The sequence below is a fragment of the Pseudoalteromonas sp. BSi20652 genome (assembly GCF_000239855.1).
In the GTDB taxonomy this organism is placed as follows: Bacteria; Pseudomonadota; Gammaproteobacteria; order Enterobacterales; family Alteromonadaceae; genus Pseudoalteromonas.
In genome coordinates, this window is the sequence record NZ_BADT01000128.1 from 1 (window position 1) to 17305 (window position 17305).

Genomic DNA, 17305 nt, shown 5'->3' on the forward strand with positions numbered 1-17305 from the left:
ATCTATTACTTAATAATTATTTAATATTGTTTTTTTAGTGTCTTTGCTTGGCTTTTATATAGTAAATAAATTTTTTATTACTCCGCTTATTTATGGTGCGTCTGCTATCAATTCAATGCTGCTTAAAAATGACTTACAACCACTTAAATTTAGAAAACAGTTTTTAGAAATGCGCGTACTAATAAATGGTTTTAACTCGTTAATAAAAAGGTAAAAAAACAAAATAAGCAACTCGAAAAAATCAGCAAAATAGACGAGCTTACACAAATTTATAATAGGCGTGCTTTTGAAGAGATTTTTACAACGCAATGGCTACGTGCTAAACAGGACAAAGGCACAATAGGACTAATGCTGGTTGATGTAGATTACTTTAAAAATTATAACGACTTATACGGCCACCAAGAAGGTGACACCGCGTTAAAAGCTCTTTCTGATGTTTTAAAGCACACAGCACAAGCAAATAATGGTATGGCTGCTCGTTATGGAGGAGAGGAATTTATTGTTTTGTTTGAACAACTCGCCTATGAAACGTTTATTGATATATCTGAGCAGTTACTGCAAAACGTAAACAATTTAAATTTGCCCCATGAAGCGTCAAAAGTAAGTGAGTTTTTAACAGTTAGTGTTGGCTGTGCATTTGCATCAGGGGATGCAATAAGCAGTGAAAAAATAGTCGCTAAATCTTTAATTAAAGAGGCTGATATTATGCTTTATAAAGCAAAAAATGCGGGTAGAAATAAAGCCTTAACTAAATCGATATAGTTAAGGCTACATTTTTAATTTATTACTGCGCTTTAAACTTCTTTTCCGCCGTGTTGTTCGGCAAGGTCATCAAGCTCTGCAATGGTGTAATCAAACCCACTTTCATCGTAGTTGTAGCTTACTTTTACGCTATCGCCGCCGTTAAAAAGGCGCGCTTTTACATCGTTAACTGGCCAGTCTTTGAGCTCGTGTAAAAATCGGTTAGCAACTTGTGAAGATTCAAAACGATAGCTAATTTCTGTTTTCATAATAATAAGGCTCTGGCTAATTTTAACCCCCGCAGTATGTGCGTTTTTGGGGGTAGTTAAGTTTTGATTACAAAAAATAAAGGGTTAAATTGTAAATTTTGTGTTTCAATAAATACATCAAACTCGGTACACGCTAACGTACCTTTATTAAAAGACGATGACGACTTTACATGAATTATAAATCTATTTTAATGGCAAGCTCTGTTTTATTACTCAGTGCCTGTGGTGGTTCTGGCTCAGATGATACGCCAACTATTAACGGAAATAAAATACCAATATTATCAATAGCAAATATTGGAAATGATATAACTAAAAATCAAACTATTCAATTATCAGCAACAGCGAGTGATAATGACGGAACAATCACGAGTGTGATATGGGAGCAAACTGTTGGGCATAAAGTACTTGATGGACCAATAAGCGCAAATTCTGTAACAGTAAATCTTCCTCCTGCGTTGAGCTATGCACCAATTGAATACGCCTTTAGTGTAACGGCAACCGATAACGAAGGGGCAACCAATGTAAAAACGCTTAGCTTTGTTGCTAGAAACTCGATGGACGAATTTGCTACAGCACGTTTACTGCACCAAGGAAGCATGGGGCCCAAACTTAGCGAAATTCGCAAGGCGCAAGGGTTAAGTGAGCAGCAATGGCTTGAAAGCCAAATGGCAATGCCAATTGAGTACCATCGTGATTATTTAGTTAAAAGCGAAGGTGAGGATGAATTTAGGTATATTAACCGTATTGATGGCTGGTGGAAAGCCACATTGCGTAGTGACGATCAGCTTCGTCAGCGGGTTGCATTTGCACTTAGCGAAATATTAGTGGTGTCAGATGCAAATAGCGGCTTAAGTGCTCAGCCTGAGGGGATGATTAACTACTATGATTTATTGCTTAAACATGCTTTTGGCAATTACAGAGAGTTACTAGAGGATATAACACTTTCGCCTATTATGGGCACTTACTTGAGCCATTTAGGTAACGAAAAAGCAGACGATGCGCTTAATATACGTCCAGACGAAAATTACGCACGTGAAGTAATGCAGTTATTTACCATCGGGCTTGAGGAGCTAAACCCAAATGGCACTGCAAAGCTTGATGCTCAAGGCAATACTATTGCCACTTATGGACAAGCTCAAATTGAAGGTTTTGCACGCGTATTTACAGGCTGGACATTTGCAAATAGCGAAACATTTAAGCGTAAAAGTAATGACTATATTAAGCCAATGCAAGCGTTTAGTGAGTACCATTCAAGTAAGCAAAAAATACTTTTAAATGATGAAGTTATTCCGCAGGGCTACGGACCCGAAGAGTCATTGCAAATAGCGCTCGATAATTTATTTAACCACACCAATGTTGCGCCATTTATCACTAAGCAGCTTATTCAACGTTTAATTACATCAAACCCAACACCTCAATACATTGAGCGAGTGGCGAATGTGTTTAATGATAATGGCAATGGTGTGCGCGGCGATTTAGCGGCTGTTATTAGAGCAATTTATTTGGATGACGAAGCACGCCACTTTGGCTCTGTTTTACGTTATCAAGGAAAACTAAAAGAGCCTTTATTAAAAACAGTGCAGTTTTGGCGTAATCTTGATGCAAAATCTTTAGAGGGATATTACAGAACATGGAGCTTGCTTGATAATTACGGACAAGGACCAATGCGTTCACCATCGGTATTTAACTTTTTTAGACCCGATTACCAGCCTGCTCAACTACATGAAGATGAGTTAGTAGCCCCTGAGCTACAAATTGCAGGCGATGCCACGCTAATAGGCACCATGAATGAGCACTTTGCCGATTTAGTATGGAGCGCAGCAGAAGGGCACACTGATTTAGACCCTAGCGGATTGTACGTATATATTAAAAACGACATGAATGACCTAAAAAATGAAGGTGTTAATGCCTTACTTGATCAGTACAACACGTTATATTTTGCAGGGTCAATGAGTACCGATACTCGCCAAGCATTGCTTGATTTAGATGCGTACTTTGATGATGACCAATATCGAGAACGGGTATCGTATTTGCTTTATATGATTGCTATTTCACCTGAATTTAATTTGCAGTACTAGGAGATACATAATGAGCATTAACAGAAGGCAGTTTTTGTCTTTGTGTGTAAAAGGTGGCGTGTCGGCAGCAGCATTAACCAGCTTACAACTTCAAGCATTAACAGGATCAGCAAATGCCGTTGAACTGGGTGACTATAAAGCCTTGGTATGCATATTTTTATATGGCGGTAATGACTCGTTAAATATGCTGGTTCCATTAGAAGGTGAGCAACGTAGCTTATATGAGCAAAGCAGGCAAAACCTTGCTGTGACTTCGCCTATTGCGCTCAATAGTACAACTGAGTTTGCGGGTGGAGTGGGGTTACATCCATCACTTTCTGCAATTAAAAATGTCTTTGACTCTTCTAATTTAGCGTTCGTTGGTGGGCTTGGTACCTTACTGGCTCCGACTACTATTGATGACTATAAAAATAAAGCAGTGGTGCTTCCTAAGCACTTGTTTTCGCATAATGATCAGCAGGCAGCGTGGATGTACGGGCGTGAAAAACAATCGTTAAACAGTGGCTGGGGGGCGCGTTTATTAGAGCGTTTGGAGCAGCAAGAACAGTTTGCCGCAAATATATCACTCGATGGCACAAACCTTTGGCAAACGGGTAATCAAACAAAAGCATTTGCACTTAATAAAAGCGGTATCAGTAAAATTAACGCATTTGGTGGCTACAAGCCTCGTACAGATCACGTTACTAACATAATGAACCGTATAATGGGCAATACTCAGCACCCGCTTAGTGGGGCTTATGCTAATAATTTTAAGTCGGCTATTAACAATACCCAAGCGATGAATAATGCACTCGAGACAGCGCCAGAGTTAATTACGTCATTTAGTGATACGAGTTTATCGGAGCAATTAGCGGCGGTCGCTAAAACAATTAGTGTGCAGTCAAAATTAAGTACTCAGCGCCAAGTGTTTTTTGTATCTATGGGTGGATTTGATACCCACGATGATCAGCTTGATACACATCCTGCATTATTAAGTACGTTAGCCCAAGGGCTTAGTGAATTTGACAGTGCGATGAAAGAGCTTGATATGGCTGATAAAGTGACTGCGTTTACTATGTCTGATTTTGGTCGCACGTTGACCTCAAATGGTGATGGCACTGACCATGGTTGGGCAGGAAATCAAATAGTAATGGGTGGTGCAGTGAAAGGCGGTAATATATATGGTGAGTTGCTAACTCAACATTTGGATGGCCCACAAGACACCGGTGGCGGGCGTTTAATTCCACGTTTTGCTAATGAGCAGTACTTTGCCACATTAGCTCAGTGGTTTGGTGTGCCAAGCTCTGAGTTAGTTGATATTTTTCCTAACTTAAATAACTTTGATAAAACAACATTGGACTTTTTTGTTTAATTAGCTGCTAATGGTAATCTAAAAGCACTTGTTAGCAGTATAAGCTACTGGTTAATAGTGCTTATCTGTTTTAATAATAAAAATCACACAATATAGGAATCATAAAATGAAAGTTTTAGTGAGCTTAGTTAGTTTAATCGCTTTTTTACTCGTCTTACTGCCTGGGCCTTTGTATAAATTTGGTATTGTAGAATTAGGAATTGCGTTTGCGGGTTTTAAATATGGCGTTTACGCTGGTGGTGCCGCATTGGTGCTGCTTATAGTGCAGGCGTTATTTATGCGTAAAACGTTAACGCTAAGTAGTGGGGTTATTGCACTTGTGTTTTCGGTTGTGGCTATTGCTATGCCACTTAACATGATGAATAAGGCTGAAGGTGTACCGGCAATCCATGACATTTCAACCGATTTAGTTAACCCACCAAAATTTGTTGCAATTGCACCACTGCGTGCAAATGCATCTAACCCGGTAGAATATGCGGGTGAAGAAACGGCAATACAACAACGCAAAGCATACCCTGAGCTGGTAACGTTAAGCTTTGCACAATCGAAAGCCGATTTAATGACAGCGAGCGAACAAGCATTTAAAAACCTTGGCTTTGCGGTAGTAAGCGCAAATACGACTACAGGTATTTTAGAAGCTACTGATACAACAACATGGTTTGGCTTTAAAGACGATGTAGTTGTACGTATTGTTGATGAAGGCAGCGAACGTTTTGTTGATATTCGCAGCAAATCTCGCGTGGGACGCAGTGATTTAGGTAAAAATGCTGAGCGTATTCATACCCTAATTGATGAGCTTAATGCAGTGCTTACAAAGTAATTAAGTTTAACGGATAAGTTACAAGTTTTAGCGACTAAGCCCAAACACTGTTTGGGCTTTTTTTGTGTCTATTTTATATTGTCAGTTTGTATTCACAGCAGGTGTTGCACACTGCAGGTGATTTAAATTTTTAGCCACTATGGAGTTATTATGAAAACAGTAGGATATGCAGCAAAAAGCCAAGGTTCTGAACTATCAGAATTTTCTTTTGAGCGCCGCGATTTACGAAATAACGATGTAGAAATTGAAATTTTATACTGTGGTGTGTGCCATTCTGATTTACACGCTGTACGAAACGACTGGGGCGGCAGTGACTACCCATTAGTGCCTGGTCACGAAATTGTAGGCAAAGTTTTGTCGGTAGGTAGTGACGTTAAAAAATACAAACAAGGTGATACAGTTGGTGTAGGCTGTATGGTTGACTCATGTAAAAGTTGCGATCAGTGCGACAATAATGAAGAGCAATTTTGCCGAGAGGGCATGGTTGGCACTTATGCAGGTAAAGATAGAGTTAGCGGCGAAATGACTCAAGGTGGTTACTCTAAACATGTTGTCGTTCGCGAAGAATTCGTACTTTCCGTGCCAGAAAATTTAGACCTTTCTCGCGTAGCACCGCTACTTTGTGCAGGTATTACAACCTATTCACCGCTTCATAAATGGGGTGTAAAAAAAGGCAGCCGTGTTGGCGTTGTGGGTTTAGGTGGTTTAGGCCATATGGCGGTTAAAAATGCCGTAGCAATGGGCGCAATTGTTACTGTTGTTGGGCGTAGCGAATCTAAAAAAGAGGATGCCGTTAAACTCGGTGCTCAGCATTACTTAGTTTCAACGAACGATGACGAAATGAAAGACTCGCAATCTGCCTTTGACGTCATTATAGATACCGTACCTGTAAAACATGATTTATCTATATACACACCGCTACTTGATGTAGATGGTACTTTAATTATTGTTGGGCAGGTGGGTCCTGTAGAGGAGCTAAACACAGTGCCATTATTAATGGGTCGTCGTCGTATTGCAGGCTCACTTATTGGCGGTATTGAAGAGACGCAACAAATGCTCGACTTTTGTGGTGAAAATAATGTGTTGCCAGAGTGTGAGATGATCAATATTGATGAAATCAATACAGCATACGAGCGTATGGAAAAGTCAGACGTGCGATATCGTTTTGTTATTGATATGGCTTCGTTAATTGAATAGTTAACTATTAAGTAAAAAGAGCTGCCTATAGTTAGTAGCTCTTTTTATTTAAGCTAGTAAACCTAAATAGCGGTGCTTTTTTTGCTCATTTGAAGGTAGCTCAAGATCCACATAATAAACCCACCAACAAATAAAGCGGCTGCAACATAACCCGTTTGATTAGGCGCAGCTCCTTGCGCTATTGCAATACCTCCAACCCAAGGACCAATCGCATTGGCAACATTAAACGCGCATTGCACTAACGCGCCAATCATGGCGTGCCCATTAGGCGATACGTCCATTAGTAATGTCTGTACCAGTGTTGCTAAGCCTAAACTACAACCAATAAAAAATATAACTGCATAAAGCATCCAAATATTATGGCTTGCTGTTACATAGGCAAACGCAAATACAGTGGTACAAACAAGAACCAACCCAGTGGTTTTAATTGCTGACTTATCGGCGGCTTTACCAAGCACATAATTACCTAAAGTTGAGCCTATACCAAACATTACCATTGCAATAGATATTGTATAAGGGGCTGTTTTAGTGACATCTAAAATGGTATCAGCAATATAGGTATAAATACAAAACACCCCGCCAAACCCAATAATTACAATGCCTAATATAGACCATACAAGCTTGTTTTTTAGTACACCAAACTCGTTTAGTAAGTTGGAAGGTTCAGCGTTATCAATATTTGGAACTACTTTATAAACAAAAATAAAAGCAATAAAGGCCAGTACTGCAGCACCAGCCAAGCAATATCGCCAACTTAAATTTTGTCCAACGAGCGTAACAATAGGCACGCCCACAATGGTAGCAACAGTTAATCCCATAAACACTTTTGACATAAAGCTGGCACGCTGACCTTTTGGGGCAATATCTGATGCTAATAAAATAGCCGCACCAAAGTAAGCACCGTGTGGCAGGCCACTTAAAAATCTAAATATGACAAGCTGCTCAAGCGACGTTGCCATTGCGCTCAGCCCATTAAAAGCGAACATTAAACTCATGAATATGAGTAAAGCTTTGCGTTTTCTCATATTTGCTGTAGTTAGCATTAAAATAGGTGCGCCCACTACAACACCCATTGCATAGGCACTAATAGCGTAGACACTTTGCGAGGGCGTTGAGCCAAATGTTTCGCTGATAAGGGGTAGCATAGGCATCATTGAAAATTCCGATAACCCTAAAATGAACGTACCTAGAGCCAGAACGAGTAAAATAGCCCTTCTACTAGATTGACTTGATGCCGACGTTACATCAGATGCCATAAAAATCCTTTAAAAATTGGGAGTAAAACGACATAAATAAAAGCAACAATAAAATACGAAAATCAGTTGCGTTATGTAAAAGCTAAGACGTTTTGCGTATGAATATGGGGGAATACAAGAAGCAGTTATACTAAGTTAAAAAACATACTTCGTCATGCATAGAATTATAATAAATACTATTTATGTTATTTAATTAGGGTGGCACATTGCAACAGCTTATAAATACAGTAGGGCGTATATAACTTTTAGGGTTAAATTTGCTCAATTGAAAAGTGTTTAATCGCTTTTTAATAAAACCCACTGTGCGCCGTTTATTTATTTTTTGTTATCGCCTATTGACGGGTGATAATCTTACGATTTAGGTTAACGCTGGCTGAAAAGTGAATAGCCGTCAATTAATCTCAAAAGATCATCCCACCTTAAAATTTGCATGTTTAATCGTCTAAGCGCTTATTTTTGTCTATATTTAAAACGCATTGAAATTCTGATGCGTAGATTATTTAAGTTAAATATTTCCTTAAGGCTATCTAAATATGTTTGGTATTTCCCAAAAAAACGCAAAGATTGAAGAATTGGAACTTCAATTAATTCAAAAGCAATCTATTTTGTCGGCAATTAATAAGCATGTGGCTTATATAGAATTTACACCTGAAGGAATAATTTTAGACGCAAACCAATTATTTTCAGCAGCCATTGGATATAGCAAAGAGCAAATAGTGGGTAAGCACCATCGTATGTTTTGTCAAAGAGATTACGCAAGTTCAAATGAATATAGCCAATTTTGGCAGGATTTAAAGGCAGGTCACTCTAAGGCAGGATCTTTTTTAAGATACAAAGCCAATGGCGATAAGCTTTGGCTTGAGGCAACTTATTTTCCTGTGAAAGAGCATGGGGTAGTAACCAAAATTATTAAAATAGCCTCAGATATTACAACTGTTTATGTGCAAAGAAAGGCACAAGAAGCGATTGCAAATGCACTTGATAAAGCCTTAGCTACAATAGAGTTCACCCCAGAGGGTAATATTTTAAAGGCGAATCAAAATTTTTTATCAACAATTGGGTATAGTTTAAAAGATATTATGGGTAAGCATCATAAAATGTTTTGCACAAACGTATTTTATGAAGAAAATCCACACTTTTGGAATGAATTAGCGCAGGGGCAGTTTAAGTCTGGAAAATTTAAGCGTATTACTGCAAATGGTTCAGAAATTTGGCTAGAAGCAACTTATAACCCAATTTTAGATAACGAAGGTAATGTTACTAAAATAATTAAGTTTGCGTCGGATATTACTGAGCGTATGAATCATAATAATGCAGTGGCTGAAGCGTCTGCAATTGCGCATGAGTCGGCAATTTCCACAGCGAGTACAGCAAAGAAAGGCTCTGACATACTGCAAAGCGCTGTTGCAAACTCCGACGCAATTGTAAGCCAAGTGCTTAAATCGGTAGATTTAATAAAAAATCTAAATGAGCAGTCAGCGGTAATAGGCTCAATAGTATCTACAATCAGTAGCATTGCTGATCAAACTAATTTACTGGCACTTAATGCAGCAATAGAAGCTGCGCGTGCAGGTGAATACGGGCGAGGTTTTGCTGTAGTAGCAGATGAAGTCAGGCAACTTGCAGCCAGTACTAGTCGCTCAACTAATGAAATAGCAAGTGTTGTTAAAAATAACCAAGAGCTAACTAACCATATATCAGAGCAAATAATGTCAGTCTCAGATTCTTCAAAACAGGGAAGGGAGCTTATTGCTGATGTGTCAGGCGTTATTAAAGAGATTGAAAGTGGGGCTGATCTTGTTTCTCAAACGGTATCTCAGTTAAATGTGTAGTTTATTATATAACTTTTCGATTAAACACACCTAACAACATTTTAAATTGATAAAGTGCGACAATTTGTCGCGCTTTTAATATAGCCTCACAGATTATAATTAGTTCAACTATTACAGTGGCATAATTATAAAATGGCAGATTTAAGCAATACTCCAATCACACATTTATTTACTCCTTTGACTTTTTTAATAAGCAGTATACTTCCTCCTGCAGTCTTTGCAGACAACACCTCCTTAGAAGTTATTGAGGTTCACGGACATGCTCAAAATAAGCATCTAGCACTTGGTTCGTCAGAATCGTTATTAAGTGATTTAGGTGTCGATTTTTCAGCGGCGGGCGGCGTATCTAATCTACCTATTTTAAATGGTTTAATGGGCGACAGAGTTAAAGTGTTAGTTGATGGTACAGATGTTACCGCTGCATGCGCTAATCATATGAATCCGCCTCTTTCGTATATTTCGGCTAATCAAATTACGTCTTACAATGTGGTTGCAGGCGTGTCGCCAGTAAGCGCGGGCGGCGATAATATTGCTGGCGTAATAAGCGTAAATTCTATTTCACCACAGTATAGCGATAGCAGTGAATTAGGTTGGCACTCAGGCTATGTGTCAGCAAAGTACAGTAGCGTTGATAACGGACGTAAACTTGGCTTAGGTGCTCGTTTAGCAAGTGAAACGTTTAGTCTAAATTACCAAGGCTCGTTTAGTGATGTAGATAGCTATGAAGACGGTAACGGCGATGTAGTATTAGATACATTGTATCGAGCACAAAATCATAGTTTAACCGCAGCTATACGCGATGATAAGCAGCAATTAGTGATAAAGCTAACCCATCAAAAAATCCCGTATCAGGGATTTGCAAATCAGTATATGGATATGACCGATAACACCAGTTACGGTGCAATAGCTCAATACAAACGCTCTTTTGGTAACAGCGAGCTTGAAGGGCAAGTTAACTGGCATAGCGTAAAGCACGAAATGGGTTTTTTCAGTGAAGAAAAAACAGGCATGATGCCAATGAAAACCGACGCACAAGATATAAGTACGCAGCTTAAATGGCGTATCGCACTTGATAAAAACAGCAGCATTTTACTCGCTCAAGAATATTACAATTACAGCATTGATGATTGGTGGCCAGGTATTGAAGGCTCAACCATGATGGGACCAGACGATTACGTAAATATAAATAACGGTAAACGAGATCGGATAGCCGCATTTGCTGAATTTGAGAGCCAAATAAATACAAAATTATGGTTAAACGCAGGCGTGCGTATTGAAAGTATTAATACCCAAGTTGGAGAGGTTCAATCTTACAACGATGGTATGAGTATGACGGATATGGACGATATGAGCGACATGGGTAGCATGGGAAGTATGGGAAGTATGACCATGAGCGATACGTCTACAGATAATACTGTTGCTGCACAGAACTTTAATGATGGCGACAGAGATAAAACCGACACTATAGTTGATGCTAACTTATTAATTAACTATCAAATAACAAATTATGATGAGCTGCAATTTGGTCTTGCCCGTAAAAACCGAGCGCCTAATTTATATGAACGATACAGTTGGGGTGTAAGTACCATGGCAACCACCATGATTGGTTGGTATGGCGATGGTAATGGTTATATTGGTAAGCCTGATTTAGACGTTGAAACAGCGCATACAATAAGTGCTACTTATATTAAATCGGCTAAAGATGACCGTTGGCGATTAAGCACCAATGTTTGGTATACAGATGTGAGTGACTATATTGATGCTGATATTGTAAGAAGCTTCAATAGTTATGATTTAGACAATACAGCGCGTAACATTTTTCAGTTTACTAATGTAGATGCTATTTTGTATGGTGCAAAAATAGATTTAACAGCCAACATTTATGAATCTAAGCAATTAGGTAACTGGCAGTTACACGCTAATCTTACTAATACGAGAGGCAAGCGCGACGATACTAACCAGCCGCTTTATCAAATTAAACCACTGCAAACCCAGCTAGGTATTAGCCAGCAAATAGGTCGATTTGAAAACGCATTATCTTGGCAATGGGTAGATACTAAAAGCCGAGTAGATAATAATCGTTTTGAAAACCAAACAGACAGCTACAGCCTGGTTAATTTAAGCTCTAAAGCAACATGGGATGCATTAACACTAAGCGCAGAAGTGAGTAATGTGTTTGATGAGTACTACCAACTTCCACTAGGTGGTGTAAGCATTGCAGCACTTAAACAAGATAGCAGCAATGGGTTTGAACAACTTGCTGGGCAGGGTCGTTCATATAATGTAAGCGTGAGTTACGCGTTTTAACTAAACTAAATTTTAAAATAAAAAAGACCATAACTATGTTATGGCTTTTTATGCGCTTTAATATGTAAGCCGTAAACTTATTTTTATGAAATATTAGTACGCAAAAAGCGTTCTATTAGTCGCGCTGGTATTAACTTTACAGCGTTATTTTAAGGCAGCGCAGTAAAAAGCAGTAACTTGTCCATCACCCAATAATTAGGAAATACAGTGTTTAAGCAATTTAAAAATAAAGTGATGGGTGCGCCAACAGCTATGGCCGGTTTAGCTTTGGGTATTGCTAGTATGGGATGGACATGGGAAAACGTTTTTAATTTAAACTCCCAAGGGCAATTTTTGGGAGCGGTATTCGCTGGCGTATTAGTTTTACTTTTGGCTGCTAAGTTTTTACTGCACCCTCATTTATTAAAAGCCGATTTAGCACACCCAGTTGCAGGAAGTGTGATCCCTACATTTGCAATGGCTAATCTTGTTATTTCAAACTCAGTTGGGCAATTTAACCCATTAGCTGGCGATGTTATGTGGGTGTTAGCTTTTGCGCTGCATCTCATATTTTTGGTGAGTTTTTTATACCAGCGAGCAAAAAAGTTTAATTTTGAAGATATGGCGCCCAGTTGGTTTGTGCCACCAGTGGGGATAATTATTGCAGATGTTACTTTTTCTAGGAAATCTGACATTAGCGTGGTTAGCTTATAGTGCACTAGTTATTGGTATATCAACGTACGCCATAATGCTGCCAATTATGTTTTATCGTTTTTTATTAGCATTAAAAAGTGACTACGAAATACAGCCAACACTTGCCATTTTAGCTGCGCCTGCCAGTTTAACATTAGCGGGGTATTTTCATATTGTAGCTAATCCATCACTTGTTATAGTGGGCGCATTATTTATATTAGCGATAATAAAAACACTGATTGTTTATGTGTTATTTATAAAGTTATTACGCAGACCTTTTACGCCGAGCTACGCTGCTTTTACATTTCCAATGGTTATTGGGGCAACTGCATTATTTAAAATGAAAGACTGGATGCAAAGTATAAACCTCGCAATACCATATGTAGATACAGTTAATTACTTAGCTACGTTTGAACTTATAGTTGCCACGGCAGTGGTCTGTTATGTAAGTGGTCGGTACTTTTGCCACTTTAAATTATCAAAGCAACGGGTAGCGTAAAGTTACTCTTGGATTACCTCTGGCTCATTACTTTCTTGTTCAGCTAGTTTTTCGCGCTCAGCTTTTGACACATAACCAGGTTTGTTGCTTTTATGTAGTTTAGCGTTAGTGCGTTTATCTTTCTTTTGAAATTTAGTGACGATTTTTTTACGACGGTTCACAATTAAATACCCTGTTAATTTTAAGTCGCGCATTATACAGTCATCCTCATAAAAGCTGCTATATAAATATTTAACATGAACTCTGGGTAAGAGATTTACCAGCGTATTGAACTATAGTGATATTTAAAATTATTTTCTCTAGCCAGAGATTTTCAGTGAAAACAAGGCGAACTTACGCGTCAATAGCTGGCCTATTGCAAGTAAATTCAACGCAGTTAGCGCTGAAAATAGCTGCTTGAGATAGATTTACTATCCAGAGTTCAGGTTATTTACCTTAAGTTACCTGCGTGTTTAGCGTAAAGAGCTATAAGTAAGCGCTTCATAGCGTTATAATTACCGCTCTTAGTTATTAATTAAATGGGAATTGTTTTGAAAAAGTTAGCTTTAGCCAGTATTGCTTTATTTGCGTTTGGTGCTCATGCGCAGTTAAATAAAAATATTGATAGCGTTGCCGATTACGCAGTAAATACCTACCAAAATGCTCAAATACACACACTAACTAACTTAGTGGCTTTTCCGACCGTTAATAAAAGCGACATTACAGCCCCTCAAAATCCCGATTTTATTGGCTTTAAAGCACTGTTAAAAATGAAAGCCGCAGAGCTTGGTTTTGACTACCAAGATTTAGGCTACACCGTTTTAATTGGAATGGGCGAGCAAAGCGAAAAAGTAACGGTAGTAACCCACGGCGACGTGCAACCTGCTAATGCTAGCAAATGGAAACAAAGTCCTTTTATTATTGATACATCTGAACCGGGAAAATTAGTTGGTCGTGGTACGGAAGACGATAAAGGTGCAATAGCAACAGCGCTTTACGCCATGAAAGCAATTAAAGATAAAGGCATAACCCTTAATAACCGAATTGAGCTGATGATTTACCTTGCTGAGGAGTCTGATTGGGGTCCGCTTACTCAATTTATGAAAACGTATGAGCAACCCAAATATGCAGTAACGATTGATGCATCATACCCTGTAGTGGTTGCCGAGAAAGGCTGGAGCTTAATTGCACCTACTTTTAATGCAACATCACCACAGACGGGTTTATATGTAAAGGATGTAACTGGCGGTGCGTTTAGAAGCCAAATTCCAGAAGACGCCAGCTTAGTACTTCACAATGCAGACGCTGCACTTATTAATACATTAAAAGCAAAAGCCAAAACATTAAATAAAGTTGAGTTTAACTTTAGTGAGCAAAATGATGCCGTAGCAATAAGTGTTAAAGGTATGTCGGGGCATTCATCAGAGCCGGAGTCGGGTATAAATGCCATTGCTTATTTAGCTGAGTTATTTAAAGGCGTGGAGCTTGAAAATAACAGTGACGGTGAGCTAATCGACTTTGTGAATCAGTTAATTGGTTTAGATATTCATGGTAAACAGTTTGGCGAAATAGCTTACAAGCACGACTTTATGGGCCCGATGACAGTGGCACCAACCGTTATTGAGCGCGATGGTAATGCGCTAACACTTGCTGTAAATGCACGTCGCCCTATGGGTAAAGACGAAGCTGTATTACAAAAGCAAATTGATGATGCGCTCGCTAATTGGCAAGCCACTAACAATGTAAAGCTTGCCAACATAGAAACAATCATTGGCACACCTATGCTGCTTGATAGCGCGCCGCATGCGCAAAAGCTGCTTGATATTTTTAAGCATTTTACGGGCGACGAAAAAGCTGACTTTGTATCAATAGGTGGTGGCACTAACGCAAAGCTGTTTGATAATGCGGTATCGTTTGGTCCTTCAATGCCGGGTAAGCGCTACACAGGTCATTCAGAGCATGAATTTATGACCATTGAGCAACTTGAGCTTAATTTGCGTATGTACACAGCGATGATGATAGAGCTGGGTAATATGTAATTTATATTTAGATGCAATAGAACTAAAAATAGGTGTTGGTTATTAGTCAGCACCTATTATTTCAAAATTCACGTCTGGCAAGCTTTCAAAACTAGGTTTTGCAAATAAATACCCTTGCATAAGTTCAACACCTGCGTTTTTAAGCCATGTATATTCTTGTACTGTTTCAATCCCTTCAGCCAGTGCGGTAATGTTTAAATCGCGAAACATATTTAAGCAATGAGTTACTATTAATTGGCGTTTTTTGTCGTTGCTTATATCGCGTATTAGCGCCATATCCAGCTTGATAATATCTGTTTGAAAGTCAGCCAGCAGATTTAAACCAGAATAACCTGCACCAAAGTCATCAGTGGCGGTTTTAAATCCGAGAGACTGATAGTAATCAACAACGCGTTTAATGTGTGCGGTGTCTTCTATTTTTTCTACTTCAGTAAATTCAAACATAATATTTTGAATTGGGAAGTTATACTTTTTTGCAGCTTCTAGTGTGGTGCGTATACATCGCTCTGGTTTATAAATAGCATTAGGTAAAAAGTTAATGCTTAGCATTGATGTTATGCCCAGCTCTGAGGCAAGTTTAATGGCTTTAATACGACAAAGTTGATCAAATGTATAACGGTTGTCTTCATTCACCTTTGAAATAATAGAATAAGCAGACTCTTCATTTAAACCTCTAACCAGTGCCTCATAGCCATAAATAAGGTTAGTTTTACAGTTTATAATCGGTTGAAAAGCCATTGAAAAATCAAATTCGAGTTCGTTAGCGTCAGCACAGTTACTACACGTAACTTTTTCGCAATTTTTTGATTTTTCGCTCATTTAGCTCATCCTCTTATGTTTATTTGTTTAGGTTAGTTGAGATTAGATTCTAACACAAATAGATTAAAGTATTGCTTTTTATGTTTTTATACATAATAAATAACTATGTAATTAAATGAAAAGTGATGACTAATGTCAGATCACTTAGTGACATTTAGCAGGTGTGTACGTTGCTTATTAAAACAATAATAGCGACATACATTACTTGGAGAATATAAATGAGCAATACAGTGACATTAGACAAAAAAATTAAAGGATATTTACTTATTTTAACTTTGCTAAGCGTTATAAATTTACTAACTTCGCCTAGTTATATATGGGTAGTATGGCCAGCAATTGGGATGGGAATAGGGCTTGTAGTAAGTACTTTGAGTAGGAATAAACCTAGGGCGTGTTGATTTTTGTGGATTGAAATTTGTTCAATCTAGGGGCGATTTAATCGCGGCGTGAGGTTTGTAACCTAGTGGGCTAAGTAAAAACCGAGCAACAAAGAGTCAATCGTCCCTAGAAAGAACCCAAAGGGCAGCGCATGTTTGGCATCTATGCTGCGTTATCGCCTATTAATGGGGAATAACCACACAACATAGGCTCTGCCTTGCCTAAATACCAAACACACTGCTGCAAATTCAACCACCAAATAACAACACGCCCTAGAGATATTTCTTTATAATAAGCAAGCCAAGTAATTACTTACTTGGCTTTTTTAGTAAGGAACTGTCTAAATAGTTAAGTCTAAATATTTAAAATGCTGATTGAAGTGTCGCATCTAGTGATATTTCGGTATTTAAGAGCTTGGAAATAGGGCAGCTCTTTTTGGTTTGCTCACATAAGGCTTGAAACTGCTCGTTTTGAATATCATCAATACGCGCTTTTACCTCAAGGGCAATATGCGTTACCGAAAAGCCATCATCTACTTCATCAAGGCTTACGGTGGCTTTAGTATCAATTTTATCTGCTGTAAAACCTGCATCACCTAATGCAAGCGAAAGCGCCATGCTAAAACATGCACTGTGCGCCGCACCTACTAATTCTTCAGGATTTGAGCCAGACTCTCCTTCAAAGCGAGTATTAAAGCCATAAGGTTGTTTATCAAGCGCACCACTTTGAGTTGATATGCTACCGTTGCCTGTTTTAATGTCGCCAGACCATGTTGAGCTTGCCGTCTTTTTGATCGTCGTCATCATCTTCTCCTTGCTTGAGTGTAAGCTTTTCAGGTTAGCTAAGCGTTATTTACAAAATAAGCTTAGATAAGCCTTAAAAGCATTAATTACTGATGATGTTGCAAAATAGACGCCAGTTAATTGTTATCCCTGTTTATTTCGCTTACAGCGCTCTGAACAATAAATAACGTTATCCCAGTCGCGCTGCCATTTTTTACGCCACGTAAAAGATTTATTACAAATAGGGCATATTTTTTGAGGTAAGTTTAGTTTTTTGTGCGCCATG

General features: G+C 38.6%; 15 protein-coding genes and 2 pseudogenes. 11 read left to right on the forward strand and 6 right to left on the reverse strand.

Annotated elements, in window-relative coordinates; translation table 11 throughout:
* The first annotated feature begins 267 nt into the window (after positions 1-267).
* Positions 268-762, forward strand: coding sequence for a diguanylate cyclase (locus P20652_RS18345; protein ID WP_237707125.1), 495 nt, complete (start codon positions 268-270; stop codon positions 760-762).
* A 32-nt stretch (positions 763-794) separates the two neighbouring features.
* On the opposite strand, the gene P20652_RS07615 is transcribed toward P20652_RS18345, so the two are convergent.
* Positions 795-1010, reverse strand: coding sequence for a hypothetical protein (locus P20652_RS07615; RefSeq protein ID WP_008169513.1), 216 nt, complete (start codon positions 1008-1010; stop codon positions 795-797).
* Between the two features lie 170 nt (positions 1011-1180).
* Here P20652_RS07615 and P20652_RS07610 point away from each other — a divergent pair, with 170 nt between their 5' ends.
* The 4 genes from P20652_RS07610 (at position 1181) to P20652_RS07595 (ending at position 6456) form a co-directional block, all read left to right on the forward strand.
* Positions 1181-3088 carry a DUF1800 family protein gene (locus P20652_RS07610; RefSeq protein ID WP_008169516.1) on the forward strand — a complete coding sequence of 636 codons (1908 nt, stop codon included), beginning with the start codon at positions 1181-1183 and terminating at the stop codon, positions 3086-3088.
* A 10-nt stretch (positions 3089-3098) separates the two neighbouring features.
* Entirely contained in the window at positions 3099-4439 is a 1341-nt protein-coding gene (locus P20652_RS07605; RefSeq protein ID WP_008169517.1) for a DUF1501 domain-containing protein, read from the forward strand.
* Positions 4440-4545: 106 nt separating this feature from the next.
* Positions 4546-5259 carry a DUF1499 domain-containing protein gene (locus tag P20652_RS07600; RefSeq protein ID WP_008169519.1) on the forward strand — a complete coding sequence of 238 codons (714 nt, stop codon included), beginning with the start codon at positions 4546-4548 and terminating at the stop codon, positions 5257-5259.
* A 150-nt stretch (positions 5260-5409) separates the two neighbouring features.
* Positions 5410-6456, forward strand: a complete 1047-nt coding sequence (locus P20652_RS07595; RefSeq protein ID WP_008169521.1) for an NAD(P)-dependent alcohol dehydrogenase — start codon at positions 5410-5412, stop codon at positions 6454-6456.
* A 62-nt stretch (positions 6457-6518) separates the two neighbouring features.
* On the opposite strand, the gene P20652_RS07590 is transcribed toward P20652_RS07595, so the two are convergent.
* The gene (locus P20652_RS07590) at positions 6519-7712 is read right to left on the reverse strand and encodes an MFS transporter (protein WP_008169522.1); all 1194 of its coding nucleotides are present in this window, start codon (positions 7710-7712) and stop codon (positions 6519-6521) included.
* 533 nt (positions 7713-8245) lie between these two features.
* Between P20652_RS07590 and P20652_RS21485 the strand changes: the two are divergent.
* The 4 genes and pseudogenes from P20652_RS21485 to P20652_RS18350 all read left to right on the forward strand — a co-directional run.
* Positions 8246-9010, forward strand: a pseudogene (locus tag P20652_RS21485) (PAS domain-containing protein); the annotation flags it as partial.
* On the forward strand, positions 9011-9544 hold the full coding sequence (locus tag P20652_RS21490) for a methyl-accepting chemotaxis protein (RefSeq protein WP_370587503.1): 534 nt from the start codon (positions 9011-9013) through the stop codon (positions 9542-9544). It begins immediately after the preceding pseudogene.
* Between the two features lie 132 nt (positions 9545-9676).
* On the forward strand, positions 9677-11851 hold the full coding sequence (locus tag P20652_RS07580) for a TonB-dependent receptor (protein WP_008169526.1): 2175 nt from the start codon (positions 9677-9679) through the stop codon (positions 11849-11851).
* A 207-nt stretch (positions 11852-12058) separates the two neighbouring features.
* Positions 12059-13022: pseudogene (locus P20652_RS18350) on the forward strand (TDT family transporter).
* A gap of 2 nt (positions 13023-13024) precedes the next feature.
* Here the strand turns inward: P20652_RS18350 and P20652_RS07575 are convergent.
* A complete protein-coding gene (locus tag P20652_RS07575; protein WP_008169531.1) occupies positions 13025-13216 on the reverse strand; it encodes a DUF2986 domain-containing protein in 192 nt (63 codons plus the stop codon).
* 336 nt (positions 13217-13552) lie between these two features.
* On the opposite strand from P20652_RS07575, the gene P20652_RS07570 reads away from it, so the two are divergent.
* The gene (locus P20652_RS07570) at positions 13553-15040 is read left to right on the forward strand and encodes a dipeptidase (RefSeq protein WP_008169532.1); all 1488 of its coding nucleotides are present in this window, start codon (positions 13553-13555) and stop codon (positions 15038-15040) included.
* A gap of 42 nt (positions 15041-15082) precedes the next feature.
* Here P20652_RS07570 and P20652_RS07565 read toward each other — a convergent pair whose 3' ends face one another.
* Entirely contained in the window at positions 15083-15859 is a 777-nt protein-coding gene (locus P20652_RS07565) for an EAL domain-containing protein (RefSeq protein ID WP_008169534.1), read from the reverse strand.
* Positions 15860-16077: 218 nt separating this feature from the next.
* On the opposite strand from P20652_RS07565, the gene P20652_RS19855 reads away from it, so the two are divergent.
* Positions 16078-16257 carry a 2TM domain-containing protein gene (locus P20652_RS19855; RefSeq protein ID WP_083832863.1) on the forward strand — a complete coding sequence of 60 codons (180 nt, stop codon included), beginning with the start codon at positions 16078-16080 and terminating at the stop codon, positions 16255-16257.
* 342 nt (positions 16258-16599) lie between these two features.
* Here P20652_RS19855 and P20652_RS07560 read toward each other — a convergent pair whose 3' ends face one another.
* On the reverse strand, positions 16600-17040 hold the full coding sequence (locus tag P20652_RS07560; protein ID WP_008169536.1) for an OsmC family protein: 441 nt from the start codon (positions 17038-17040) through the stop codon (positions 16600-16602).
* 123 nt (positions 17041-17163) lie between these two features.
* Complete coding sequence (locus P20652_RS19860; RefSeq protein WP_008169538.1) at positions 17164-17304, reverse strand: DUF2256 domain-containing protein; 141 nt, start codon at positions 17302-17304, stop codon at positions 17164-17166.
* Between the last annotated feature and the right edge of the window lies 1 nt (position 17305).